Raw genomic sequence first — 24,130 nt, 5'->3', positions numbered from 1 at the left:
CCCCGTGCCGGGCGGCCCCGCGTCAGGCGCCCCCACTGGCGCCCTCGCGTCGGGCGGCCCCGCGTCCCGCGCCCTTGTGCCTGGCGGCTCCCCGTTCGGCGACCCAGCGCTCCACGGTCCCGTGCTCGGCGGGAGCGTGGCGGGCGGCGTGGCGGGCGTCCCCGTGCCGGGCGGCGGCGTGGCGGGCGTCCCCGTGCCGGGCGGCGGCGTGGCGGGTGTCCCCGTGCCGGGCGGCGGCGTGGCGGGCGTCCCCGTGCCGGGCGTCTCCGTGCCGGGTGTCCCCGTGCCGGGCGTCTCCGTGCCGGGCGTCCCCGTGCCGGGCGTCCCCGTGCCGGGCGTCCCCGTGCCGGGCGTCTCCGTACCGGGCGGCCCCGCGCCGGGCGTCCGCGCGCCCGGTGGCGACGTGATAGTGAGCGGGCGCGTGGTGGTGGGCGGCAGCGGCGTGCCGGTGGCCGTCGAGTCGTCGGCGGCCGCGCAACCGCTGGTCGCCCCGGCCGATCCGGAGGCCGCGAAGCTGGTGGTGGACGCCGACCGGGCGAGCCTCGCCGCGTTCGGCCGAGCGCTGCTCGACGCGTGGCTGGCCGACGGGATGCCGGCCGCGGCCGCGTGGGTGCTGCTCGCGCGTGGACGACAGGCACACCCAGGTGGCGCACGATCTGCCCGGCGGACGCACGCTGGTGGTCGAGCTGTCGCCGGGACTGCCGGCCGCACATCCGGCCGCGGACGACGAGCAGCAGGTCACCGAGATCTGGGTCGACGACGAGTGGTCGGATCGTTGGCAGGCCTCCCGGCGTACGCCCATCGGGGTTGGTGATTTTGTCGCGGTTTCGGAGTCGCTGGTCGAGCTCTACGGAGATCGAGTGTTGCTGCTCGCCGGGCCCAGGACGCCCAGCAGCGCCAGCGTCTCGGCGTCGCGGGAGTCGCGTGGCGCGCTGTAGAGCACGAGGTGCTGGTCGCGGTCGGCGAGCGTGAGCGTGTCGCAGTCGAGGGTGATCTCCCCGACGGCCGGGTGCCGGAAGGTCTTCCGGAGCATCGGCGCGGCCTCCACGTCGTGCCGCTCCCAGAGCCGGGCGAACTCGGGGCTGCCGTCGCGCAGCTCGTCGACGAGGCCGGTCACCAGGGGATCGGTCGGATAGCGGGCGAGGGTGGCCCGCAGGCGCATCACGACGCTGTGCCGGAACTCGGCCTCGTCGGAGATCCCGTAGAGCGTCGCGTCGGCTCGCGCCGGCCGGAGGAACGCCTTCCGGGCGAGGTTGCGCTCCGGCGGGGCGAGCCGGGCGAAGTCTTCCATCAGGGCCGCCGCGAGATCGTTCCAGGCGAGCACCTCGAACGCGGCGGACGTCACGAACGCCGCCGTCTGCGGGAGCCGGTCGAGAAGGGCCAGAATGCTCGGCCGGACATCGCGCCGGTGCCGGCCGCTCCGGCTGGGCGCGGTCCCCGCGAGGAGATGGAGGTGGTCGGACTCGGCGGCGGTGAGCCGGAGCGCGTCCGCGATCCCGGCAAGGACCTCGCCCGACGGTCGCGGCGCCCGGCCCTGCTCCAGGCGTACGTAATATTCGGTCGAGATGTGCGCCAGCACCGCGACCTCCTCGCGCCGAAGCCCCGGGGTGCGGCGCCGCGGGCCGGCGGGAAGGCCGACATCCGCCGGCCGCAGCCGCTCGCGCCGGCTGCGGAGAAACGCCCCGAGTTCCTGCTTGTTCATCCACGAAGTGTGCCCACTCGCCGGCGGCGGAGCCCAGGGCGGAGCCTGGTACTACCTCTCCCTGGCTCCGGACCGCGGCGCGGACAACAGTGTCGGCATGACAAAGAACAGCCTTCTTACCGGCAAGGTCGTCTTCATCACCGGCGCGAGCCGCGGCATCGGCGCGGCCGCGGCCCGGCTGTTCGCCCGGGAGGGCGCCGCCGTCGTGCTCGCCGCCCGCGGCACCGACGCCCTCGACCGCGTGGTCACCGAGATCCGCGCCGAGGGCGGCGCCGCCGACGCCGTAACCGTGGACCTGGCCGACCGGGCGAGCGTCCGAACCGCCGTCGACCGGGTCGAGCAGCTGCACGGCCGGCTCGACGGGGCGTTCAACAACGGCGCGGTGCCCCAGCGCGGGTTCGGCCCGGTCGAAACCACCACCGACGAGGACATCGACGAGCAGTACGCGGTGAACTTCCGCGGCCACTGGACCGCCATGACCGCCGAGGCAGCGTTGATGCGCCGCAGCGGTGGCGGCGCGATCGTCAACACGTCCAGCATCGGCAGCCGCCGCGCGAACCCGGTCCTCCCCGCGTACGGCGCGATGAAGCGCGCGTTGAACAGCCTCACCGAGACCGCCGCCGTGAACTGGGCCGCTGACGGCATCCGGGTCAACGGCATCACCCCGGGCGGCACCTCCACCGAGATGATCGACACGTGGGAGGCGGCGACCCCCGGCGTCGTCAAGCAGATGACGGCGAAGATCCCACTGGGCCGGATGGCCGAGCCGCACGAGATCGCCGAGGTGGCCGCCTGGCTCCTCAGCGACCGAGCGTCGATGGTGACCGGCGCCATCGTCCCGGTCGACGGTGGGGCGGGCGCCTGAACGGGGTAGTCGTCGGCGCCGCCCGATCAGTGCCCGATCATTCAGTAGAGGTCCGGGCTGGTGCCCGCCGCCATGAGCCCGGCACTCTGCGCCGGAGCGCCGAAGTTCGCCTCCGTCCACAGATGCCCGTCGCTGCCCTGGAACGCCAGGATCCACGGCTTCACCGATGGTGTCGTACCGGCCGCCACGCCCACCGTCCAGCTCTCCTGGAACGAGATGTCCGGGGTCACCCGCCACAGCGCGCTGGTGACGGCCCGGAAGGAGACCTGGAGCTCGCCCGTCCCGTCCGGCCCGATCAGGCCGTCCGCGCCAGCACCGGGCCCGGCTCCGGGAGTCAGGCCCAGGGCCGTCCTCGGGTTGGTGTGGTTGACCGAGTTGTACGTGTAGAGCACGTGGTCGGCCGACTCGTACGCGACCCCGACGCCGTCCAGCAGCGAGGTCGACCCGATGACGGCGATGCTCGGGCTGGTGGCCGGATCCATGGCCACACCGGGACACGAGTTCTGCCCGTCGCCGGTCACCAGGCACATCAGGTTGCCGCTCGGCGACTGGTAGGCGATGACCGCCTCCCGGGAGAAGTTCAGCGGCAGGCTGATGCTGGGGCTGTTGAGCATCGGCAGGGTGCTGTCGATCGGGCTGCCGCCGGCCACGTACGTCCAGAGGTGGCCGTTGGTCCCGCGGTAGGCGACCTTCACCGCACCGGCCAGCGTGTACGACGCGCTGGGGCTGGTCCCGGCGGCCAGCCGGATCCCGGTATTGGTGGGCACCCCGGTCAGCAGGTCGAGCAGCCACAGGGTCCCGGTGTTGGCCTGGAACGCGATCGTGGTCCGGCACCCGCCGCCGCACGAATCGACGGCGGACGGGCTCGTGCGTGCCGCCATGCCCAGGCCCCGGTCGTGCGGCGTCCCGGCCGTGTCGAGCGTCCACAAGTGACCGTTGGACCCCTGGAACGCGACCGAGAACGACGGCGGCGGAGGCGGATCCGGGGGCTCGTCGGCATTGGCCGCCCCGGCGGGCAACGCGGCCGCCAGTCCGGCCGTCACCGCCGCCACGCCCAGCAGCATTCGTCGCCACCGGTCGCCTCGCCACCAGCCCGGAATGCGTCCGGCCGATCTGCGCACGGTTCTGTTCATCCGCGTCCCTCCTGTGCGTACGAGGTCGGAATCCCCGACAGGCACAGCCTTCTCAGCGGGCTGACGCGGGACTGAAGTGGCGCTGAAACAAGGTCACCCACGCATACCGTGCGGGACATGTTCGACTTCGACGCGGACGGGGACGGTGATCCCTCGCCCAGATCATGGTGGGGGGTGGGCGCGGCCGGTCGCCTCTTCCGGCGTGTTCCTCGTGGTCATGGTGACGCTGACTCCGGCGGCGATGGTGGTGACCGGTTTGGTCCTCTTGTGGCTGGTCAGGATCGTCGAGGATTGATGTGGACCCGGGCCGATCGCGACCGGTCGCTGCCGATCGACGGCCCGCGGTCTCCGGTCCTACGCGCCGGTGGTGAACGTGATGAAGGTGTCGGGCGGGCGGGTCTCCGGGACAGGCCCGTCGTAGATCTGCCAGGCGTCCCCCGCCGCCTGGGTCGCCACCCGGGACCAGAACGCCTCGACGCCCGGGTTGTAGCGCTGGAAGCCGACCTGCCACCGCCCCGGCGTCAACGCGATCACCTGGGCCGCCGCGGCGAGCCCCACCCCCGTACGGCGCAACGCCCGTACCACGAAAAAGCCGTTGATCGACGTGCCGCCCGCCTCGACCGCGACCGTCATCGCGAAGCCGGCCGTGCGGGCCGCCGCCGTGATCAGCCATGCTCGCCGGGACGGGTCGCGGCCGGCCAGGAACAGGTCGAGCTGGCGGTCGTTGAAGGTGCCGTCGTCGTTGGGCAGGAGGCCGTACGGCTCGGACAGGTCGTGCCGGAACAGCTGGCCCAGATTGCCGAGGACGGCCCGGTGCGAGCGGTCGACCGGCACCAGCGCGACCGGGCTCGACGGCGGGCGAGGAAGCATCCCTTGATCCTCGCACCGCCGCCGGACGGGCTCAGTGGTGCGGGTGGACGGTCTTCTCGATCCAGCCCACGACCGGGTCGACGCGGGCCGTGGTCTCCTGCTGGTCGTGCGGGCAGCTCGGGCCGTTGCTCTCCAGGGAGACGAGCCGCGGGCGCTTGCCGGTGGTGAAGTACGGCGCGCCCGAGTCGTACAGGCAGCCGCTGGTGGTGGGCTTCGGTGCGTACCCGACCACGCCGACGACGGTGTCGGTGACCGCGGTCACCTTCATCTCGCCGGTCTGCAGGTGGGTGGCCGGCTTCGGGTTGACGTCGCTGAGCGAGCCCCAGCCGGCGATCCGGACGATCTCGCCGATCGCCGGGGCGGTGCGGGACAGCTCCAGCGGCTTGATGTCGCGGACCGGCTCGGCCAGCTTGGCCAGCGCGATGTCGCCGGCCGGCGCCTGGTAGTCCTCGATCACCCGTACGACATGACCGTTGGTGTCCGCGTCGTCGGTGCGGCCGATCGTCGCGACCGTGTCGTACGGCACCGGGCCGCTGACCGGGACCCGGTTCACGTCGTGGAAGCAGTGCCCGGCCGTGATGATCCACTGCGGCGCGATCAGCGAGCCGGAACACCCGCTGTTGTACGTCGTCCCGTCCGGCCGGGGGATGTTCGTCATGGTGAGCTTGGTGGCGAACCGGTACTGCCCCTCGGCCGCCGGCGTGCCGTCCGCCACGGCGCTCGCGGGCGCGGACGTGGAGAGCAGCAGCGCCAGCGAGCCGGCCGCGGTGAGTGCGGCGGCGGTTGCGACGCGCAGTCGCGAAGACATGCGTTCCTCCCATCATCGGTGGAGCGGGACGCTCCACAGCGGACGACGGTAGCGGCTCGCCGCCCGGCGGTCAGGCGACCACCTCCACCTCCCGGAGGCGGCGCTCGTTGATCTCCCAGGTCAGCACGTAGAGGCGGATCATCTGGGCCAGGATGTCCTCCGCGTCGAAGGTGAGCACGAGGTGCCGGCCCGGGTCGCCGTGCGGGGCGTCGCGGACCGTCAGGATGGTGCCGCTCAGCTCGACCTCGCCGGACGTGCCGAGCGCCAGCCGGGCGGTCAGCTGATCGCCCGGGGCCAGCTCGGCCGGCTCGTCGATCCAGCAGCGCAGGCCGCCCTCGCTGATGTCCAGCAGCGCGCCCTCGATCCCGTCGTTCGCCTCGGTGACCAGGCGGACGGCCCCGTCACCCCCGCGGACGTACTCCCGGCGGTTGCTCTGGCGCGGCGCCTCGGTCGGGGCGAGGGTCCAGCGGAACGGCGCCTCGCCGGAGATGGCGACCAGGCGGGCAGGAAGCACGATGCGGGTACGCGGCGGCGCCCAGAAGACCTCGAACTGGTCGCCGGGCGCGAGCGCCGCCGGTCCGGCGATCTCCAGCGGGGCGGCCACCGTAAAGGTGTCGGCGTCCACCGACTCCAGGCGGGACCGGAAGCTCACCCCCTCACCCAGGACGAGAAACAGCGGCGTACCGACAACGGGCAACTCGGTGGTGGCGGAGACCGAGACGATCATGGTGGAAGCACCTCGCGAGACAGGGATTCGGTCGCCCCCGCCATTCGGCCGCCGCCCCGCCGACATGAGCTTTCCGGTAGCGAATCGGGAGTGATCCAGCCCGCGATCCTCCTGGACCAACCGCCCAAAAGCCTTCAAACCCACTTTCCCGTACGCGACCCAGCCCGCCGACCGCAAGACCCGCGGTGAGCATGGCACGAGGTGGTCGGCGCAGCGTTACGAGGCGCGTCCGACCGCTGGCTAGGCTGGCCTGGTGGCTGTCTGGTCCGGGATGGAGATCTGCGGCTCAGATGCCGAAGGCGGTCCCCAGCGACGTCGCCGTCGCCGCGCAGCCGAGTAGGGGCAGGTGCAGGCGCTCCTCCGTGAAGCGCAGCGTCGAGCAGTGCGTCAGCGCCTGGCCCGTGCTGACGTGCTTGACCGTAGGGGCGACCACGATCGTCGGGATGTGGTTGCTGGTGGAGGTGCCCTCGTCCCAGGTGATGATGACCGTGAGCCGGCCGGCCCGGTAGTCCGGGCCGGACGTGATCCGGGGGAGCCAGGACTCCAGCCAGCGGTCGCCGGTGCGGATCAGGTCGGCGGGGCAGCCGTCGGCGCCGTGCATGTCGTCGCAGGCGTTCGGGCTGACGAAGGCGTACGCGGGCAGGGCGCCGGCCGCCACGTCGTCGTGCAGGGCGCCGGCCGTGGGGGTGCCGAGCGGGACGCTCCAGTGGGCGCAGTCGGCCCGGGCGGTCAGGAAGTAGGTGGCGGGCACGTGGCGTACGAGATAGTTGCCCTTGCTTTTCCGGATGCAGGTCCCGGGGGCGGACTCGGCGTAGTCCCGCCACTGCCGGCCGGAGGCGCTGACCTGGTGGAAGATGTTGTCGCTGGGCAGCGGGTGGGCCTTCGGGTCGCGGTCGTCGCAGATGCCGGCGGTGCTGCCGCTGGTCAGCAGGAGGTAGGCGGCCAGCGACGGGCAGCGCGCCGGATATCCGGCGTCGTAGGCGGTCGCGGTGCCGTCGTCGGTGGCGAGTCTGTTGAGGTACGGGGCGTGCGGGTCGCCGATGATCTGGCCGTACCCGTGGTTCTCCTCGGCGATGACCATGACCTTGCGGCCGGGGTCGGGGGCCGGCGGGGAGACGCTGACCGACGCGGTCGGCTCGGGCGGCCCGGGCGGGCTCTGCTGGCACGCCCCGGCGAGGACGGCTACGGACAACAGGGCGACGGCGGCGGTTCGCGACCTCATGCGGCCGGACGCTACCGCCGTACCCCTGAAAGTCCGGTGAAAGTCCCTCTTCAGCGGTTTTTCAGGTCCCGGCCGAGAGCCTGTCCCGTCGTGACTGTCTACGAACGGACCCGGCCACTCGACCCGGCGGCGCTCGCGGTGAAGGTGCCGCCGGTGACCGCCCTGTTCTGGATCATCAAGGTGCTGACCACCGGGATGGGGGAGACCGCGTCGGACTACCTGGCCCGGACGATCGCGCCCGAGGTGGCGGTCGGGGCGGCGGGGCTGGTGCTGGCCGGGGCGCTGTTCGTGCAGATGCGGGCCCGTTCGTACTCGACCGGTCTCTATTGGTTCGCGGTCGTGATGGTCAGCGTGTTCGGGACGATGGCGGCCGACGTGCTGCACGTGGGGCTCGGTATCCCGTACACGGTCTCGACGTCGTTCTTCGCGGTGGCGCTGGTCGTGGTGCTGAGCGTCTGGTACGTCAGCGAGCGCACACTTTCGATCCATACCGTCACCCGTGGGCGGCCGGAATTCTTCTACTGGGCGACCGTTCTGGTCACTTTCGCGCTCGGCACGGCGGCCGGTGACCTGACCGCGACCACTTTCGGGTGGGGCTATCTGGTCTCCGGGTTCGTCTTCGCGGCCGCGATCGTGGTGCCGGCGCTGGCGTTCCGGGCGCGCTTGCTGAACGCGGTGGCGGCGTTCTGGACCGCGTACGTGATCACCCGGCCGCTCGGCGCGTCGTTCGCCGACTGGATGGGCGTGCCGGTGGCGCGGCACGGGCTGGGCTGGGGGACCGGGCCGGTGACCGTCGCGTGGGCCGTCGTGATCGTCGTGCTCGTCGGCTACCTGGCGCTGCGACCCAAAACGATCGAACTAACAGCTTCCTGACAATCGCCGGTCATCGTCTTCGGGCATGACCCATCGGAAAGCGATTCTGTGCCTGGCCGCCGTGCTGATGACCGGCGGTTGCGGCGGCTCGAAAGCGAGCGGGCCGCAGGTGGCGGCGATCCCCGGAACCTCGGCGGCGGGGGCGGCCAAGCCGAGCCCGAGTGACCCGACGGCCGACCGGCAGCTTCCGCTCGGCGCCACCCAGGAACAGATCGATCGGGCGTACGCCGCCTACTACGGCTGCTGGACGGCGCACGGTGTGCCCTCGACCAAGCGCGGCAACTACGACGGCGGCCCGTCGCTCACCTACAAACTGAATCCGAAGAAGTATCAACCCGCCGTGGACGCGTGCGCGGACCGGGAGCCGCTGAACCCGCCGGAGCTCGACCCGCAGCAGAACCCGGCCTACTACGACCAGTTGCGCAACGAGCAGCAGTGCGTGCAGGCCAAGGGGCTGCCGCTGCAGGCCGTGCCCGGCCAGCAAGGCCTCTTCGTACGACCGGACACCGACGCCAACTTCCGCAAGGTGCGGTCCGACGCCGCGGTGCAGATCCAGCGGGACTGCGAGATCCAGGCGTTCACGAAGAAATGACCCGTACCCACATCGCTCTGGGTTTGATCGGTTTGGTGGTGGTCACGGGCGGCGGGCTCTATGCGCACCGGGCGCTCGCCGATCGGAATGTGCACCCCGCGCCCAGCGCCTCGGCGAGCGTCGCGACCACCAAAGTGATTAGAACCGACCTCAGCGACTTCTGGTCGGAGACCGGCACGGTCGGCTATCGCAAGCAGCGCACCCTGCGCGGCGCGGCGGCCGGCGTGGTGACCTGGCTGCCCAGGGCCGGCAGCGTGGTCGCCCGCGGTGGCACCCTGTACCGGGTGAACGACCGGCCGGTGACACTGTTCTACGGGTCGACGCCGATGTTCCGCGACCTCGGCACGGTCGGGCTGGTCGGGCGGGACGTCCGGGTGCTCGCCGACAACCTGCGCGCGCTGGGCTACCGGATCGGCGCGCAGCCGGCGCCCGGCACGACGGTCGGCACCGGTGACGCGAAGGTGCGGATCACCGCCGACGACGCCGTGTTCACCGACGCGCTCAAGGCGGCCGTGCAGCGCTGGCAGCAGGACCGGCGGATCCAGCCGGCCGGCGGCGTGCTGAAGCTCGGCGACGCCCTGGTGCTGCCCGGGCAGGTGCGGATCGGCGCGGCCACCGCCAAGCTCGGCGACGACGCGGCCGGGGACGTGATGGCGGTCAGCGATCAGACCAAGGCGGTTTCGGTCGAGATCGATGCGACTCGCGCGGATGACGTCCGATCCGGTCAGAAGGTGCGCATCACGCTGCCGGACAGCACGGTCACGAGCGGAACCGTCGACTCGGTCAGCACCGACGTGAAGAAGGACGGCGACACGCCGAAGGTCCGGGTCGTGGTGGCGGTCGACAAGCCGGCCGCGCTCGACGGGCTGACCTCGGCGGACGTGGAGGTGCGGTTCACCGGGACGACCGTGCGGCACGTGCTGGCGGTGCCGGTCGGTGCGCTGCTCGCGCTCAGCGGCGGCGGCTACGGCGTGCAGGTCGCGGGCGGGGCGCTGACCGCCGTCAAGGTCGGGCTGTTCGCCGACGGCATGGTCCAGGTCACCGGCACGGGGCTGGCCGAGGGTGCGAGCGTGGTGACGACCTCGTGACGCCGGTTCTGGAGATCAAGAAGGCTTCCATGGTGTACGCCGGGGGAGTCACCGCGCTGAACGAGGTATCACTGCGGATCGATGATGGGGAGTTCGTGGCGATTCTCGGCCCATCGGGATCGGGCAAGTCCACTCTGCTGAACATCATGGGCACTCTCGATCGGCCGACGCACGGATCGGTCGCGATCGCCGGAAGCGAAATCACGGAAATGTCCGATAAAGCGCTGTCCCGCCTGCGCGGCGAGCGGATCGGTTTCGTCTTCCAGCAGTTCCATCTGATCGATGGGCTGACCGCGATCGAGAATGTGGCGACGGCGCTGCTCTACGCGGGCGTGCGTCGCCGTGATCGACACGCCCGGGCGAGGGAGGCGCTGGACCGGGTCGGGCTGGCCGATCGTTCCGGTCACGTTCCGATGCAGATGTCCGGCGGTGAACGCCAGCGCGTCGCGATCGCCCGCGCTCTGGTGAACCGCCCTGCCCTGGTCCTGGCCGACGAGCCGACCGGCGCCCTGGACGCGGCCAACGGCGCCGCCGTGCTCGACCTGCTCACCGAGCTCAACCGGGCCGGCACCACGATCGCCCTGATCACCCACGACCGGGACATCGCCGCCCGGATCCCCCGGCAGGTCCACCTGCGCGACGGCCGGCTCGGTGCGGCATGACCGCCCGCACCGAGCGGCACCCAGAGCGACGTGCGGACGGCGTCGCAGGCGAGGGCCAGAAGGGCATGCCCAAGGAGGGCTCAGCATGACCCGGATCGCGCCCGGCGACCTGATCGGGCTGGGACTGCTCGGCGTCCGTACCCGGAAGGCCCGGGCCGCCCTCTCGGCGGTGGGCATCGCGATCGGCATCGCCACCCTGGTCGTGGTCACCGGCATCCCCGCCTCCAGCCGGCTGGCCCTGGACCGGCAACTGGCCGCGCTCGGCACCAACCGGCTGCAGGCCGCGCCGGTGCCCGACCGCGACCCGCCGGCTGTGCTGCCGGCCGAGTCGGTCGACATGGTCGCCCGGATCGCCCCGGTCACCGTGGCCAGCGCGGTGGCCGACTTCGGCCAGACGGTGGCCCGCTCCGATCGCACCGGAGCCGGCGACTTCAACGCGCTCGCCGTGCTGGCCGCCAAGGACAACCTGCTGCGGGCGATCAACGGCCGGGTCCGGGACGGCCGCTTCCTGGACGCGGCCGTCGAGCGGTTCCCGACCGTCGTGCTCGGCTCGGTCGCCGCCCAGCGGCTGGGCTTTGCCGGTCTCGACCCCAGAGAAAAGGCGCCGCAGGTATACATCGGCCGGCAGTGGTTCACGGTGATCGGTATCCTCGATCCGGTGCCGCTCTCGCCCGACCTCGACCGATCGGTTCTGATCGGCTGGGACGCGGCCGGCAAGTGGTTGCGCTTCGGCGGTCACCCGACCCGCATCTACCTGCAGACCACCGACGACCAGGTGGAGGCGGTCCGCGGCGTGCTGGCCGCGACCGTCGATCCCGAGCATCCCGGCGACGTGCTGGTCAGCCGCCCGTCCGACGCGCTCGGCGCCAAGCGGGCGGTCGAGCAGACCTTCGGCGCGCTGTTCCTCGGGCTGGCCGGGATAGCGCTGCTGGTCGGCGGGATCGGGGTGGCCAACACGATGTACATCTCGGTGCTGGAACGCCGCCGCGAGATCGGCCTGCGCCGGGCGCTGGGCGCGAACCGGGGACAGGTCCGTGTCCAGTTCCTCACCGAGTCGATCGTGCTGTCCGTGCTCGGCGGCGCGGCCGGCGTGCTCGGCGGGGTGCTGGCGACGGCCGCCTATTGTGCCTGGCAGGCCTGGCCGCTGGTGATTCCGGGCCGGTCGACGGCCGGCGGGCTCACCGGCGCGCTGGCGATCGGCGTGCTGGCCGGCGTCTACCCGGCGATCCGGGCCGCCCGGCTGCACCCGGCCGAAGCACTCGCCAGCGTGTGAGGGCCGCCCCGATGACCAGCACCCGACGGGTTCTCGTGGCCGAGGACGATCCGCGCCAGGCCGAAGTGGTGCGCCGGTATCTGGAGGCGGCCGGGTACGCGGCGGAACTGGTGCACGACGGGGACAGCGCGCTGCACTTCGCCCGCACCCGAAGACCGGATCTGATTGTTCTTGATGTGATGATGCCGGGGCTGGACGGGCTCTCGGTGTGCCGCAAGCTGCGCGCCGAGTCGGACGTGCCGATCCTGATGCTGACCGCCCGGGCGAGCGAGGACGACCTGCTGACCGGGCTCGAGGTGGGCGCGGACGACTATCTGACCAAGCCCTACAGTCCGCGCGAGCTGACCGCCCGGGTGCGGACGCTGCTGCGCCGGACGACGCCGCGGCCCGGCTTCGTGGTCGGCGGGCTCGAGGTCGATCCGGTGCATCACCGGGTCACGCTGGACGGGCGGGAGATCGAGTGCACGCCGGGGGAGTTCGCCATCCTGGCCGCGATGGCCCGCGAGCCCGGCCGCCTGTTCACCCGCGCCCAGCTGCTCGCGCACACCCGCGGGCTGGACCGCAGCTCGACCGAGCGCAGCGTCGACGTGCACGTGCTCAACCTCCGCCGCAAGATCGAGGACGATCCGCGAAACCCGGAATACCTGCGTACGGTGTACGGCGCCGGCTACCGGCTGGGCGGCTCGTGAGCCGGCGCGTCCCGCTGCGGCACAGCCTGGTCACCCGGCTCCTGCTCACCGTGATCGGGGTACTGATCGTGGCGGTCGGCGCCACCGCCTGGCTGGCCACCCAGACCGCGACCCGGGCGATCCGGCAGGAACAGGGCCGCTCGCTCGCCGACGAGAAAGGGCTGTACGAGGTGCTGGTCGGCTACGCGGCGACGCACCCCGACTGGTCCGGTGCCGGGCCGCTGGTGCGGGACCGGGCCCGCGAACTCGGCCGGCGGATCACGCTGACCACCACCCAGCGGCAGGTGATCGCCGACTCGGCGACCGGGCCGCCGCCGGCCATGACCGACCCGTCGGCCACCGTGGATCCGCTGCGGCTCGACCTCGGGGTGACCGGCGGCACGGCGACCATCGACGGCCGGGTGGTCGGCCCGTATCGGATCACCGCGGACGAGGCCCGGCTCGTCCACAAGGTCGCCCAGGACGTGCTCACGTGTCTCGGCTACGCCGGGGTCGAGGGCCGGATCGTCGACTCGCCGAGCGGCCGGCCGACGCCGGTGGTCGCGCCGGGCGGCGACCCCAAGGGTGTGCTGAGCGCCTGCGAAGCCCACGTCCAGGGCTCGAACACGCCCACGGAGGAGAAGGCGCTGCGCGGGCTCGCGAAGTTGATGGCGACCTGTCTCGGCCAGCCGAACCCGTCCGACATCGCGATCCACGTCGATTGGGACGCGAACCCGCCCCTGTTCGCGGCGATCGACGGGTCGCTGCACGCGCGCGGGGCCGGCCAGGTGCAGTCGTGTCTCGACCAGTCCCGGCGGGCGCAGCTGGAGCCGTACACGGCGCCTCCGGCTTTGCTGTTCGTGACCGATCCGGGCACCGGCCTGGCCGGCACGACGTTCAACCTGTCGCGCGGCAACGTCGTCCGGATCGGCGCGGTGGCCGGCGGCGTCCTGCTGGTGACGATTCTGGTCACGGTGCTGCTCGGGCGGCGCCTGGTGGGTCCGCTGCGCGCGCTGACCGAGAGCGCCGCCCTGCAGACTCCGGCGCCGGTCACCACCCGCGACGAGATCGGCTATCTGGCGACCGCGCTCAACCAGGCCATGGCGCAGCGCCGGGCGATGGTCAGCGACATCGCGCACGAGCTGCGCAATCCGCTCACGAACGTGCGCAGCTGGCTGGAGGCGGCGCAGGACGGCCTCGCCCCGCCGGACGCGCAGTTCCTGGCCCTGCTGCACGACGAGACCGTGATCCTCCAGCACGTCGTCGCCGACCTGGCCGACCTGGCCGCCGCCGACGCGGGCACGCTCCGCCTGCACCCGAAGGCGATCGACCTGCGTGAGGCGCTCGCGCAGGTGGCGGCCGCGCACACGACCGAGGGACTCACCCTGAGCGTTTCCGCCTACTCATGCAAGATCAATGCCGATCCCGTACGCCTCCGCCAGCTGATCGGCAATCTGGTGGCCAACGCGGTCCGTTACACGCCGCCCGGCGGCTCGGTGACCGTGAGCGGCACCGTCGACCGTGGCGAGGCGGTCATCACCGTGCGCGATACGGGCATCGGCATCGCCCCCGACGATCTGCCGAAGGTGTTCGACCGTTTCTGGCGCGCCGACCCGTCCCGTAGCCGGACGACCGGCGGCAGCGGGCTGGGACTGGCGATCGCCCGCCAGCTGGCCCGCGCCCACGGCGGCGACATCACCGTCACCAGCACGCTCGGCGTGGGCACCACCTGCACGGTCCGGCTGCCGTCCTAGATTTGACCCATGAGCGATGCGCCCCGGCGGCAGGTCGCCGCCCAGATGGCCGAGGCGGCCCGGTCGTGGCTGGGCATGCTGACCGCGGAACAGCGTACGATCGCGATCGGTCATCCACCGTCCGACGCGGCGACCGACGCCGAGCGGCGGCGCTGGTTCTACACGCCGACCGACCACGGTGGACTGACCGCGCACCAGCAGCGGCCCGCCCAGCAGCGCGCGGCGATGCGGCTGGTCGCCACCGGCCTGTCCCGCCCCGGCTTCGTCACGGTCGCCATCACCATGGGGCTCGAGAACATTCTCGACCACGCCGAGGGCTTCGTGACCCGCTTCGACCGGGAGCGCGGCCGCGACCCGGGCCTGTACTACCTGCGCGTCTTCGGCGACCCCGGCGGCGACGGCACCTGGGGCTGGCGCTTCGGCGGTCACCACGTCTCGCTGAACAACCTGATCGTCGACGGCGAGCTGGTCGCGACCACGCCGTGCTTCCTGGGCGCCGACCCGGCCGCCTCCGAGCTGCTGGGCGGCGCGGTCCACCGGCCGCTCGCCCGGGTCGAGGACCTGGCCCGCGAGCTGGTCCGGTCGCTGGCCCCGGCGCCGGCCGGGCGGGCGATCCTGTCCGCGAAGGCGCCGTCCGACCTGGTCACCGCCAACCGCACCACCGTCGCGCCGGGTGATCGGGTCATCCCGCTGTCCGGCATCTGGCGGGACGAGCGCTTCCCCGACCCGGTCGAACAGGCCAAGCTGCAGGCGGCGAGCGACGCGATCGACGCGGCCGCCGGCTACGGGGAGGCCGACCACCGGGCGTTGGAGTACACGGCGCGGCCGAAGGGGATCGCGGGCGCCGAGCTCGACGACGACCAGCGCGAGCTGCTGCGCGCCCTGCTGGGCACGTACTTCGGCCGGGTGCCTTCCGCGGTCGCGCCTTCCTACGACGCCGCCGCGCTCGACGGCGTCCACTTCGCCTGGGCGGGGCCGACCGAGCCGGGGGCGCCGCACTACTACCGGGTGCAGGGCCCGAGCCTGCTGATCGAGTGGGACAACACCCAGCGCAGCGCCAATCACGCCCACTCGGTCTGGCGCGACCCGTCCCGCGACTTCGGCCTGGACGTGCTGCGCGCCCACCGGGCGCGGCACCACGGGTCATAGGCGGCGCCACTCGGTGGAGACGCAGGCCTCCTCGTAGTCCCAGGTGCCGTCGGATCGGCCCGCGCGGAGCCGGGCGAGGATCGCGCGGAAGTCCGCGTCCGCCGGGATGTCCAAGGCCGCTATTTCGTACGCCGGGGCGGCGCTCTCGCCGCCGACCCCGAGATCGGCGAACGCGTCGAGCACGGCGGCGGGGTCGGGGTGCGCCACCCGTACGGTCATGCGGCCGGACCACTCCATTCCGCGCATCACCCACCGGACGCCTTCGTGCTCCACGGCCTCGACGACGTTGTAGGTGGCCACGGTCTGGGCGAACCATGGGGTGTTCTCGACCCGGTAACGGCCCTCGCCGACGGGCGTGGCCCACAGCCCCTCGCTCTCCACCGGTGGCGGCCAGCCCTCCACCGGCGCCCGGCCGTCCGGGTCGCGCACCAGGTGGAACCGCACCATGACCAGTCCCTCACCGGGCGGCCGTGGATGATCCGCCGTCGCCGCCATGGCATCCTCCGGTGACCGAATCGGGTGTCCACCCAGTCATACCGGCAGAGGACAAACGGAGCGGCGAGGAGCGGACCGTGGAACGGCACCTGCGAGACCATTTCGATCGGGCGGTCGACGACGACCCCGGCGTCGCGCCCGGCTACCTGGCGCGCGCCGCCATCGTCGAGGGTGTCCGGCTGCGCCGCCGCCGCAATCAGCGGGTCGCGACCGGCCTGGTCTTGGTGATCGGCGTCGTCGCCGGCCTGAGCCTGCTGCCCGGTCACCCCGCCACGGACCGGCCGGCGGTGGCCTCCTCGTGCACGGTGCGCCCGGTCGAGCAGGACGCCACCGATGTGGCCATCTTCCTCAAGACGGGCATATCCGACCCGCAGCGAGTGGCGATCCTGGCCGGACTCAGCGCCGATCCGCGGGTACGGAGTCTGGTCATCGCCGGACACGGGACCGCCTATGAGCGATTCCAACAGCTCTGGGCCGATGATCCGCATGTCGTCGACCTCGTCACCGCCGACCACATCGCCGAGTCGTTCCGCGTGCGACTGGTCGCGCCCGCGCAGTACACCGCCTTCCGCGCCCGGTACGCGACGATGGCCGGCGTCGACGGGGTCGTCGGCCATCGGTGCCCGGCGAGTGCCCCGGTCGGAGGGCTTCAGTGACCGACACCAAGATGCCATCGCGATCCGGCGAGACACCCGCGACCGGCCGCCGCGCGCGCATCGCCCGCGACGAGGAGTTCACCGCTTTCGTGGAATCGGTCAGCACCCGGCTGCGCCGCAGCGCCTTCCTGATGTGCCGGGACTGGCACCTCGCCCAGGACCTGACCCAGCACACCCTCGCCAAGATGTACGTGGCGTGGCGGCGGATCCGCGCCGGCACGAACCTCGAGGCGTACAGCCGCCGGGTCCTGATGAACGCCGTCTTCGACCAGCAGCGGCGCCGCAGCGGCTCCGAGATCGTGCTGGCCGACCTTCCGGACCGGCCGGCCGGGGCCACCTCCGCGCCGGAGTTGCGGATGGCGCTGGTGGACGCGTTGGCGCTGCTGCCCGTCGGGGACCGGGCGGTCCTGGTGCTGCGCCACGCCGAGGACCACAGCGTCGACACCGTGGCGGCGATCCTCGGGGTCTCCGCCTCGGTCGTCAAGATGCGCAACGCCCGGGCACTCGGACGCCTCCGAAAGCTCCTCGGCGAGGATTTTCTCGCCGATTGACCGGGCGCCGGTCTCCTTCCTGACCGTCGAACGGTTATGGCATGGCGCCGGCCAGGACGGTGGTCACGACGTTGCGGACGGCTGCGGGCTCCGGCGGGCTGCTGTTCCGCTCGGTGAACAGCAGCTGCGCGGCGCCGATCAGGGTCGGCGCGAGCGTGGCGACGTCGGCGCCGGCCGCGATCCGGCCACGGTCGCGCTCGGCCGTCAGGTAGCCGGCGATCATGGCGGTGCCCTCGCCGACGAGCGGGAACCGGGCGGTGCCGGCGGCGCGCAGCCGCGTACGGAGCTCGTCGCGGGCGATGACGAGGACCACGATCGCCACCATGACCGGCTCGAAGAGCGTCATCAGGGCGCCGGTCAGGTTGCCGGCGACGGTGCCGCTCCCGGCCGCCTCCCGCAGGGCGATCGCCTGGGCCTCGACCAGGGCGATGCGGTCCAGCACCAGCTCGGCGAGGAAGGCGTCGAAGTCGGCGAAGTGACGATGCAGGACTCCCTTGGCGACGCCCGCCTCGGCGGTGACCGCGCGGCTGGTCAGGCCGGTCACGCCGTCGCGGATCAGCACCCGCACGGCGGCGTCGAGGAGTTGCTGGCGGGGGTCGCGCAGCGCTGTGCCGGTCGGCAAGGGGCGTCCTCTCCCTGCCTGAGCAGGCATGATTGCTGTAGTGGGCGGGCGCCCACTAGAGTGGGCGCATGGTCACTCTACCGCCCTCGCCCGCGCCGGAACCGCACCTGCATCGTCGGATGGCCGAGTCGTTCGGGGTCGACCCGGAACGGTACGACCGGAACCGGCCCCCGTACCCCGACGCCATGATCGAGCGGATCGTCGCCGCCGGCCCGGGCGCCGACTTCCTGGATGTCGGCTGCGGCACCGGCATCGAGGCTCGCCAGTTCCGGGCCGCCGGCCGCACGGTGCTCGGCGTCGAGGCCGACCCGCGGATGGCCGGCTTCGCGCGGGGAACCGGCCTGCGGGTGGAGGTGGCGACCTTCGAGGACTGGGACCCGGCCGGGCGCACCTTCGACGCGGTCGTCTCCGGCACCGCCTGGCACTGGGTCGACCCGGTCGCCGGCGCGTCGAAGGCCGCGGCGGTCCTGCGCCCGGGTGGCGTGCTGGCACCGTTCGGGCACGTGTACGAGTTGCCGCCCGCCGTGGCGGAGGCCCTCGCCGCGGCGTACCGGCGGGTGGCGCCCGACTCGCCGTTCACCGCCGCCGGTCGATCGGCGGGCTCGATCCTGGACGGGTACCAGGCACTGTACGCCCGGGCCGCGGACGGGATCCGCGAGGCGGGCGGGTTCGGCGAGCCCGAGTTGTGGCGCTACGACTGGGAGCGCTCGTACCCCCGCGACGAACTCCTGGACCTGGTGTCCACCTCGGGCGGGCTCACCAGCCTGCCGCCGGACCGGGTGGCGGACGTGCTGACGGCGGTGGGCGCGGCGGTCGACCGGCTGGGCGGCACCGTCACGCTGCCGTACGCCACCTGGGGTCTCACCGCGATCCGGACAGGTGACTGACACCTCGACTCAACCCCGGCCCGGACGACCGCGAGGCCGAGATCGAGCGCATCATCGCGCTCGGCGCCCGCCGCATCGACATCGGCCAGACCGGCGCGGAGAGCTGGACCGTGCTCGCCGACCCCGAAGGCAACGAGTTCTGCATCCTGCGCCCGAAGACGACGCTCATCGCCTGAGCCGCTCGCCACGTCGGCCGAGCCCGAGCCGTACCGAATTCCTCGTCGCCGCCGGGCACGGCATGGCAGGCTGGCCGTCTGTTCCTTGGCCGCTGATCCGTCGCATCGAGGTTGTCGTGGAGCGTCGATACCATCGGACGAGCATCGGAGCATCACTGTGCCCAGCGGTCCAGCGCCGGATCCGTCCCCACCAGGCACTCCACCTCGACCGGGAACCCCGCCAGCGCGTACCCGGTCAATCGGAGATGTCCCTCCAGGCAGACGAGCGCTTCCGGCTTCGGCCCGGCCAGGATGAGCGGCCGGAAGCGCTCCCCCTGCCGGACGGCGCGCTCCGCCGCGAGGAACCTGTCGTTCGGCACGTCGAAGACCCGTACCCCGGCCCGGATGCGATCGGCCGCGTCGCCCGGCAGCCGGCTGCCGCCGGACAGCTCGTTCCAGTACGAATACTCGATGTACCGCACCCGGGCCAGCTCACCCGGCGTCAGCACCGCCCGGACCCACCGGACCCGGCCGGGGAAGTCCTCGAACACGTCCCGGTTCTCGCCGTACCCGCGGGTGGCCGCCAGCACGGAACGCCGGGCCCGGTTGGCGGCCGGGTCGGTCAGGTCCGCCTCGGTCAGCAGGTGCTCGGATCGCCCGGCCCCGGCCAGCGCACGCCGGGTCCCGGCACCGAACCGCGCGCTGGTCAGCTCGCCGAGGAGGAAGCAGGCGACCATCTCCTCCTCGCTGCTGTCACCGAGGATCCGCATGGTCACGCGAAGCCGCGGAAGACGCCGTCGTCGTCGACACTCCCCGCGAACTCCGCCCAATCCATGTTCGAGATCGAGAGGTTGTTCTGCACCGACCACATCTCCGGTGGAACGACGCGGAACGTATCGCCGTCGCGGAGGTTGACCACCAGGACCGGCTGGTCCGGATGGGTCAGCGTCACGGTGTCGACGAGGAAGGCGAAGCTCTGGTCCGTCCCGGGCGGCGCCGTCTCGACCAGCCGGGCGGCCGTGAGCCCCTCGTCCGCCGGGTCGTCGACGACCTCGACGTAGGCCACGAACCCGTCCCAGGGCGACGGCTCGGCGATCGCCGATCGGAGCCGCTCCCAGGCCTCCGGGTGGGCGAAATCGGCGCGGATGACGAGCGACGTTCCGGAGGCGAGGTGCCACATCTGCTCATTCACGCCGGTGATGGTAGCCGGGCCAGCAGCTGAACCTCCTGGAATTGGCGTTTGTCGGTGGGCTCGGGTTCGCGCACCAGCCGGGCCACCTCGGTCAGCCCGCAGTCGCGCAGCAGCCCGGCCAGGTGGTCGGGCCACCACCGGTGGGCCGGCGCGACGGTGTGGTCGAAGACCTGCGTCGGAGGGGCCGGACCGTCGGTCGCCGAGAAGCAGATCAGCAGGTGGCCGCCGGGCGCCAGCACCCGGCGGAACTCCTTCAGGATCGCGGGCACCTCCGGCGGCGGGGTGTGGATGATCGACCAGCGGGAGAGCACCCCGCCCAGCGTGCCGTCGGCGATCTCCAGCGCGGCCATCGAGCCCACGTCGAAGCGCAGGCCCGGACAGGTCCGCCGGGCCAGCTCGATCATCGTGGGCGAGGCGTCGACGCCGAACGCGGTCAGCCCCAGATCGCGCAGGTACGCGGTGATGTGCCCGGGCCCGCACCCCACGTCGGCGACCCGGCCGTCCCCGGCGGTCCGGGCGACCTCGGCGAAGGCGTTCAGGATCGCGCGGTCGAGCGGCCTGTCCCGCAGCGAGTCCCGGAACATTTCCGAGTACGTCTCGGCGAAGTCGTCGTAAGCGCTGGCCACGATCGGCGACCCTATCCGGTCACAAAACGGCGCGCTGTCCGGTCTAGCTCAGCGACGGGCTTGGCGAACGGGAGGGCGGGCGCGATGCGGACCAGCCGGCTGGAGGCCTTCAGCGATGGCGTGCTGGCCATCATCATCACGATCATGGTGCTGGAGTTGCGGCCGCCGGACGGCGACGACCTCGCCGCCCTGGTGCGCGGCAGCGGGGCCGGGCTGCTCACGTACCTGCTGAGCTTTCTCTACGTCGGCATCTACTGGAACAACCACCACCACATGTTCCATCTGGTGCATCGGATCGGCGGCGGCGTGCTCTGGGCCAACCTCGGGCTGTTGTTCTGCCTGTCGCTCTTCCCGTTCACCACCAGCTGGGTCGAACAGACGCGCTTCGCGCAAACCCCGGTGCTGGTGTACGGGGTGAACCTGCTGGCCGCTGGCCTGGCGTACGTCGTGCTGCAGACGGTCATCATCCGGCAGCAGGGTGCGGACTCGCCGCTGCGCGAGGCGGTCGGCTCGGACGTGAAGGGCAAGGTGTCGGCCGCGGTCAACCTGGCCGGCGTCCTGGCCGCGCTGCTGATCGATCGGGGCGGCCACCTCGGCGCGATCATCGCGATGGTCTGCTACGGCGCGGTCGTGGTGCTCTGGGTCGTCCCGGACCGCCGCATCGACCGCGTGGTGCGCGTTCTCGAGGCCCGGGAGAACGCCGCGGCCGGGTGAGCCGGGCCCCGCCGGAGTGACCCGGCGAGGCCCGTGGTGTCAGGCCGGAGCGCCGTACGCCCCGATCTCGACGGTGTCGACGAAGCCGCAGCCGCTGAGCTGGCTCGGGCAGGTGCCGCCCGAGTCGGCGACCTGGCTGCCTAGGATCGTGTAGCGGACGAACTTCACCCCGGCCGTGCCGGCGGAGAGCGCCACCGGGTTCATCCGGTCGCGATTGGCGGTGCCGAAGTGGCCGCTCGCCGCCACGGTCCACGCGGCGCCGTCCGGTGAGGTCTCCACCCGGTAGTCGCCGGCCGAGGAGCTCGGGTCGTCGCCGCAGTTGCCGGTCGGGTTGATCTCGATCGAGCTCAGGTTGACCGCGACCGGCAGCTGGACGGTGACGAACCGGGGCTCGATCGCCGTGCCACTGGTGAGCACCGCGTCGGAGCTCCAGCCGGTGCCCTGCGACATGTCGATCGCCTGGCCCGGGCCGCAGCCGAAGCCGGTGTTGTCGTCGCCGTTGAACGCGGCGATCTGGGCGCCGCCCAGGGACGCGGCCCAGTCGCGGCGGACCGACCAGTCGACCGTGGCCGGTTTCCGGGTCACGGTGACCGTCTGGATCTGGCTCTCGAACCCGGCCCCGCCGGCGGCGACTCTTTGATACGTACCCGGGAAGATGTCGTTGATCTGGTATTTGCCCTTGCTGTCGGTGACCGCGGCGTAGGAGCCCGCGAATCCGGAGGCGTGGCCGCCGAAGGTGATCGCGACGCCCGCGGCCGGCTTACCGGTGCCGCGGTCGGTGACCGTGCCGGCGATCGAGCTCTTCGGCGAGTGCGGCGCGGGCGGCAGCGAGAAGTCCTCGACCGGCGCGGTGTCCGAGCCGTCCGCCGCCGCGGCGAAGAAGCCCATGCCGCGGTGCGCGAAGACCTTCCAGATGGCATTCTGGTGCCGGCCGCCGTCCACCACCTTGTCGGCCATCAGGATCGAGTTGCGCATGTCCAAGTAGGACGGATCGGCCGGCGACAACTCCATCGCCCGGGTGACCAGCGACTCGGCCAGCTTGTAGCCGAGCGCGGTGCGCAGATCCCAGAGCGTCTCCGCCCAGATCTCACCGTCCGCGTGCACTTCCGGGCCGCGCCGGGAGATCTTCCCGAAGTCACCGTACGTGTAACCGCCCGGCCCCGCGGTCGGCGTGCCGGGGCAGACCGTCGCCGAGGCGCCGACCGGGCAGTCCAGTGGCTGGGTCCGGATGGTGTTCGCGCCGGCCGTCGAATACTCGAAGATGACCAGCTCGCCCGGCTTGGCGGTGTCCTTCTCCAGCCCGGCGCTCTGCAGGTAGTCGTAGGCGTACCAGTCGCTCCACGCCTCACCCATCGCCCCCGACTGCGGCCCGTTCAGCGTGGAGACCCCGGCCGCGTCCACCACGAGGCGGTTGGACAGGCCGTGGGTGTACTCGTGGTAGACCGAGGACGCCTCGTTGCCGACATCCGAGGGCACGTACGGGTCGTCCGCGGTCGGCGTGTTCGGGGCCGGCTGCAGGTACATCTGCATCGTCGGCGAGGTGCCGTCCGGCGGGGTCGACATGTTCGCGTTGTCGACGTGGTTCGCGTCCGGGAAGCCGTTGTCGGTGTTCGCCCCGTCGAGGTCGTTCACCTGGACGGGGTCGCCGTCGCGGGTCTCGAAGTTACCGGCGGCCCGGGTGAAGCCGATCGGCGCGGCCTGCAGGTGGTCGTGGAAGACGGAGGTGAAATACAGCAGCTGTACGGCGTCCATCGCCCGGTTGTCCTGCCAGGAGAACGCCTTGAACGGGTCCCACGTGCACTGGAACTGGGCCGTGCACAGGTCGCCGGTGAACTTCTTCAGCGGGTACGTGAAGTGGCCCGGCGAGCTCCGGCCCACCTCTTCGCCCGGGTTGGCGATGTTGTCGTCGTTCAGGTCGGAGAACACGTGCGACGAGTTGCCGGTGAGGTTCGTCGCGTACGGCGTGACCCACTTCGACAGCGAGACCCGGCGCTGCTTGCCGCCGGCCGGCGCGCCCGGGTAGTTGTCCCAGACCAGCGCGTCCGGCCCGGCGTCGTGCTGGGTGAGGCTCTGCCGGTAGAGCACGCGCCCGGTCTGCGCGTCCACGACGTGCAGGTAACCGGTCTGCATGGTCAGGGTCTGGTAGCCGAGACGCAGGCCGCCCGCGGTCGGGAAGGCGACCAGCTCGGCCTTGTCCCGGGTGGTCGGGCGGGTCTCCCGGGCGTCCCTGCGAGCGGTGTCCAGGGCCTGCGCGCCGGTCATCCGGGCGCTGCCCAGGGAGGCGGGCACCTGCCGCACCGGCGAGCCGGTCATCTGGATCAGCGCGCCGTTCTTCGCCACGTCGGCCCGGATGCCGTTGCCGAAGACCGGCACGTCGCCGACCCGCTGCAGGAAGCTCAGGTGGTGCGTGCCGTCGATGTCCACGTAGTCGCGGCGCAGCCGCAGCGTCGCCGGGTCCACGCCGAACAGGTCGGCGTGCGCCTTGAGATAATCCCGGGCGACCACGACGGCGGGCTTGCGGGACGGGCCGGTGAGGAAGCCGTCCAGCCGGGCCACCTGCCGGGGCGTGCCGGTCAGCGGGTCGAGGTCGACGATGCCCTGGTCGCCCAGCTGGGAGCGCAGCGTGCGGACGGTGGGCCGGGCGGCGAGCGCGGCGGCCCGGACGGCGAGCGCCGGATCGTTCCGGGCGTCGTAGTTGTCGGGGGCTGCGGTGGCCGCCGTCGGGGGCGCCGGGTGTGGCGCGGCCGTGGCGGGGGCGGCGGTGATCGCGGCCGGAACGATGCCGACGGCCAGCGCCACGCCTCCGGCGAGGGTACGTCTGAGATGCTTTCTCATCCGGACAGACT

General features: G+C 72.4%; 27 protein-coding genes. 14 read left to right on the top strand and 13 right to left on the bottom strand.

Annotated elements, in window-relative coordinates; all coding sequences use genetic code 11:
- Positions 1–22 precede the first annotated feature (22 nt).
- A complete protein-coding gene (locus IH26_RS62405; RefSeq protein ID WP_030441867.1) occupies positions 23–802 on the bottom strand; it encodes a hypothetical protein in 780 nt (259 codons plus the stop codon).
- Between the two features lie 45 nt (positions 803–847).
- Positions 848–1,702, bottom strand: a complete 855-nt coding sequence (locus IH26_RS0141945) for a helix-turn-helix transcriptional regulator (protein ID WP_030441866.1) — start codon at positions 1,700–1,702, stop codon at positions 848–850.
- Between the two features lie 97 nt (positions 1,703–1,799).
- On the opposite strand from IH26_RS0141945, the gene IH26_RS0141940 reads away from it, so the two are divergent.
- Positions 1,800–2,567 (top strand): SDR family NAD(P)-dependent oxidoreductase, encoded by a 768-nt coding sequence (locus tag IH26_RS0141940; RefSeq protein WP_030441865.1) that lies wholly within the window; start codon positions 1,800–1,802, stop codon positions 2,565–2,567.
- A gap of 41 nt (positions 2,568–2,608) precedes the next feature.
- Here IH26_RS0141940 and IH26_RS0141935 read toward each other — a convergent pair whose 3' ends face one another.
- The 5 genes from IH26_RS0141935 to IH26_RS0141910 all read right to left on the bottom strand — a co-directional run bounded on the left by IH26_RS0141935 (position 2,609) and on the right by IH26_RS0141910 (position 7,327).
- A complete protein-coding gene (locus tag IH26_RS0141935) occupies positions 2,609–3,700 on the bottom strand; it encodes a hypothetical protein (protein WP_157437649.1) in 1,092 nt (363 codons plus the stop codon).
- A 354-nt stretch (positions 3,701–4,054) separates the two neighbouring features.
- On the bottom strand, positions 4,055–4,570 hold the full coding sequence (locus IH26_RS0141925) for a hypothetical protein (protein WP_051809480.1): 516 nt from the start codon (positions 4,568–4,570) through the stop codon (positions 4,055–4,057).
- A gap of 31 nt (positions 4,571–4,601) precedes the next feature.
- Positions 4,602–5,378, bottom strand: coding sequence for a S1 family peptidase (locus IH26_RS0141920; protein ID WP_030441862.1), 777 nt, complete (start codon positions 5,376–5,378; stop codon positions 4,602–4,604).
- A 70-nt stretch (positions 5,379–5,448) separates the two neighbouring features.
- Complete coding sequence (locus IH26_RS0141915; RefSeq protein ID WP_030441861.1) at positions 5,449–6,105, bottom strand: flagellar brake protein; 657 nt, start codon at positions 6,103–6,105, stop codon at positions 5,449–5,451.
- 286 nt (positions 6,106–6,391) lie between these two features.
- A complete protein-coding gene (locus IH26_RS0141910; RefSeq protein ID WP_084599565.1) occupies positions 6,392–7,327 on the bottom strand; it encodes an alkaline phosphatase family protein in 936 nt (311 codons plus the stop codon).
- A 90-nt stretch (positions 7,328–7,417) separates the two neighbouring features.
- Between IH26_RS0141910 and IH26_RS0141900 the strand changes: the two genes are divergently transcribed.
- The 8 genes from IH26_RS0141900 (at position 7,418) to IH26_RS0141865 (ending at position 15,386) form a co-directional block, all read left to right on the top strand.
- Positions 7,418–8,200: a COG4705 family protein gene (locus IH26_RS0141900; protein ID WP_051809477.1), complete on the top strand. Its 783-nt coding sequence runs from the start codon at positions 7,418–7,420 to the stop codon at positions 8,198–8,200.
- A 25-nt stretch (positions 8,201–8,225) separates the two neighbouring features.
- Complete coding sequence (locus IH26_RS0141895) at positions 8,226–8,792, top strand: hypothetical protein (protein ID WP_245665921.1); 567 nt, start codon at positions 8,226–8,228, stop codon at positions 8,790–8,792.
- Positions 8,789–9,880, top strand: a complete 1,092-nt coding sequence (locus IH26_RS0141890; RefSeq protein WP_063763831.1) for an efflux RND transporter periplasmic adaptor subunit — start codon at positions 8,789–8,791, stop codon at positions 9,878–9,880. Before IH26_RS0141895 ends, IH26_RS0141890 begins: the two co-directional genes overlap by 4 nt.
- On the top strand, positions 9,877–10,542 hold the full coding sequence (locus IH26_RS0141885; protein WP_030441855.1) for an ABC transporter ATP-binding protein: 666 nt from the start codon (positions 9,877–9,879) through the stop codon (positions 10,540–10,542). Before IH26_RS0141890 ends, IH26_RS0141885 begins: the two co-directional genes overlap by 4 nt.
- An 85-nt stretch (positions 10,543–10,627) precedes the next feature.
- Positions 10,628–11,815 (top strand): ABC transporter permease, encoded by a 1,188-nt coding sequence (locus tag IH26_RS0141880; RefSeq protein WP_030441854.1) that lies wholly within the window; start codon positions 10,628–10,630, stop codon positions 11,813–11,815.
- Positions 11,816–11,826: 11 nt separating this feature from the next.
- Positions 11,827–12,504, top strand: a complete 678-nt coding sequence (locus IH26_RS0141875) for a response regulator transcription factor (RefSeq protein WP_030441853.1) — start codon at positions 11,827–11,829, stop codon at positions 12,502–12,504.
- Complete coding sequence (locus IH26_RS0141870; protein WP_030441852.1) at positions 12,501–14,237, top strand: sensor histidine kinase; 1,737 nt, start codon at positions 12,501–12,503, stop codon at positions 14,235–14,237. Before IH26_RS0141875 ends, IH26_RS0141870 begins: the two co-directional genes overlap by 4 nt.
- Positions 14,238–14,246: 9 nt before the next feature.
- Positions 14,247–15,386 (top strand): DUF3500 domain-containing protein, encoded by a 1,140-nt coding sequence (locus IH26_RS0141865; protein WP_030441851.1) that lies wholly within the window; start codon positions 14,247–14,249, stop codon positions 15,384–15,386.
- Here IH26_RS0141865 and IH26_RS0141860 read toward each other — a convergent pair.
- Positions 15,381–15,833, bottom strand: a complete 453-nt coding sequence (locus tag IH26_RS0141860; RefSeq protein ID WP_169789898.1) for a DUF4265 domain-containing protein — start codon at positions 15,831–15,833, stop codon at positions 15,381–15,383. The genes IH26_RS0141865 and IH26_RS0141860 overlap by 6 nt on opposite strands.
- Before the next feature lie 125 nt (positions 15,834–15,958).
- On the opposite strand from IH26_RS0141860, the gene IH26_RS0141855 reads away from it, so the two are divergent.
- Both IH26_RS0141855 and IH26_RS0141850 read left to right on the top strand, forming a co-directional pair.
- Positions 15,959–16,537 (top strand): permease-like cell division protein FtsX, encoded by a 579-nt coding sequence (locus IH26_RS0141855; protein ID WP_030441849.1) that lies wholly within the window; start codon positions 15,959–15,961, stop codon positions 16,535–16,537.
- Positions 16,534–17,088 (top strand): SigE family RNA polymerase sigma factor, encoded by a 555-nt coding sequence (locus IH26_RS0141850; protein ID WP_084599563.1) that lies wholly within the window; start codon positions 16,534–16,536, stop codon positions 17,086–17,088. Before IH26_RS0141855 ends, IH26_RS0141850 begins: the two co-directional genes overlap by 4 nt.
- Positions 17,089–17,122: 34 nt before the next feature.
- Here the strand turns inward: IH26_RS0141850 and IH26_RS0141845 are convergent, their stop codons facing one another.
- On the bottom strand, positions 17,123–17,710 hold the full coding sequence (locus IH26_RS0141845; RefSeq protein ID WP_030441847.1) for a TetR/AcrR family transcriptional regulator: 588 nt from the start codon (positions 17,708–17,710) through the stop codon (positions 17,123–17,125).
- Positions 17,711–17,778: 68 nt separating this feature from the next.
- On the opposite strand from IH26_RS0141845, the gene IH26_RS0141840 reads away from it, so the two are divergent.
- Both IH26_RS0141840 and IH26_RS64325 read left to right on the top strand, forming a co-directional pair.
- On the top strand, positions 17,779–18,597 hold the full coding sequence (locus IH26_RS0141840; protein WP_030441846.1) for a class I SAM-dependent methyltransferase: 819 nt from the start codon (positions 17,779–17,781) through the stop codon (positions 18,595–18,597).
- Positions 18,594–18,773 (top strand): VOC family protein, encoded by a 180-nt coding sequence (locus IH26_RS64325; protein WP_169789902.1) that lies wholly within the window; start codon positions 18,594–18,596, stop codon positions 18,771–18,773. The genes IH26_RS0141840 and IH26_RS64325 overlap by 4 nt, the downstream gene beginning before the upstream one ends.
- 152 nt (positions 18,774–18,925) lie before the next feature.
- Here the strand turns inward: IH26_RS64325 and IH26_RS0141835 are convergent, their stop codons facing one another.
- Genes IH26_RS0141835 through IH26_RS0141825 form a run of 3 tightly spaced genes read right to left on the bottom strand, consistent with a single transcriptional unit; the run spans position 18,926 to position 20,570 of the window.
- Positions 18,926–19,528, bottom strand: coding sequence for a hypothetical protein (locus IH26_RS0141835; protein ID WP_211268858.1), 603 nt, complete (start codon positions 19,526–19,528; stop codon positions 18,926–18,928).
- The gene (locus IH26_RS0141830) at positions 19,525–19,944 is read right to left on the bottom strand and encodes a DUF6924 domain-containing protein (RefSeq protein ID WP_157437648.1); all 420 of its coding nucleotides are present in this window, start codon (positions 19,942–19,944) and stop codon (positions 19,525–19,527) included. The genes IH26_RS0141835 and IH26_RS0141830 overlap by 4 nt, the downstream gene beginning before the upstream one ends.
- Positions 19,941–20,570 (bottom strand): class I SAM-dependent DNA methyltransferase, encoded by a 630-nt coding sequence (locus tag IH26_RS0141825; protein WP_245665920.1) that lies wholly within the window; start codon positions 20,568–20,570, stop codon positions 19,941–19,943. Before IH26_RS0141825 ends, IH26_RS0141830 begins: the two co-directional genes overlap by 4 nt.
- A gap of 84 nt (positions 20,571–20,654) precedes the next feature.
- Here IH26_RS0141825 and IH26_RS0141820 point away from each other — a divergent pair, with 84 nt between their 5' ends.
- The gene (locus IH26_RS0141820; protein WP_030441842.1) at positions 20,655–21,284 is read left to right on the top strand and encodes a TMEM175 family protein; all 630 of its coding nucleotides are present in this window, start codon (positions 20,655–20,657) and stop codon (positions 21,282–21,284) included.
- Positions 21,285–21,323: 39 nt separating this feature from the next.
- On the opposite strand, the gene IH26_RS0141815 is transcribed toward IH26_RS0141820, so the two are convergent.
- Positions 21,324–24,119: a M36 family metallopeptidase gene (locus tag IH26_RS0141815; protein ID WP_030441841.1), complete on the bottom strand. Its 2,796-nt coding sequence runs from the start codon at positions 24,117–24,119 to the stop codon at positions 21,324–21,326.
- Positions 24,120–24,130 lie beyond the last annotated feature (11 nt).

It is taken from the genome of Actinoplanes subtropicus (assembly GCF_000721705.1).
In the GTDB taxonomy this organism is placed as follows: Bacteria; Actinomycetota; Actinomycetes; order Mycobacteriales; family Micromonosporaceae; genus Actinoplanes; species Actinoplanes subtropicus.
This window is presented reverse-complemented; position numbering and strand designations above follow the sequence as displayed.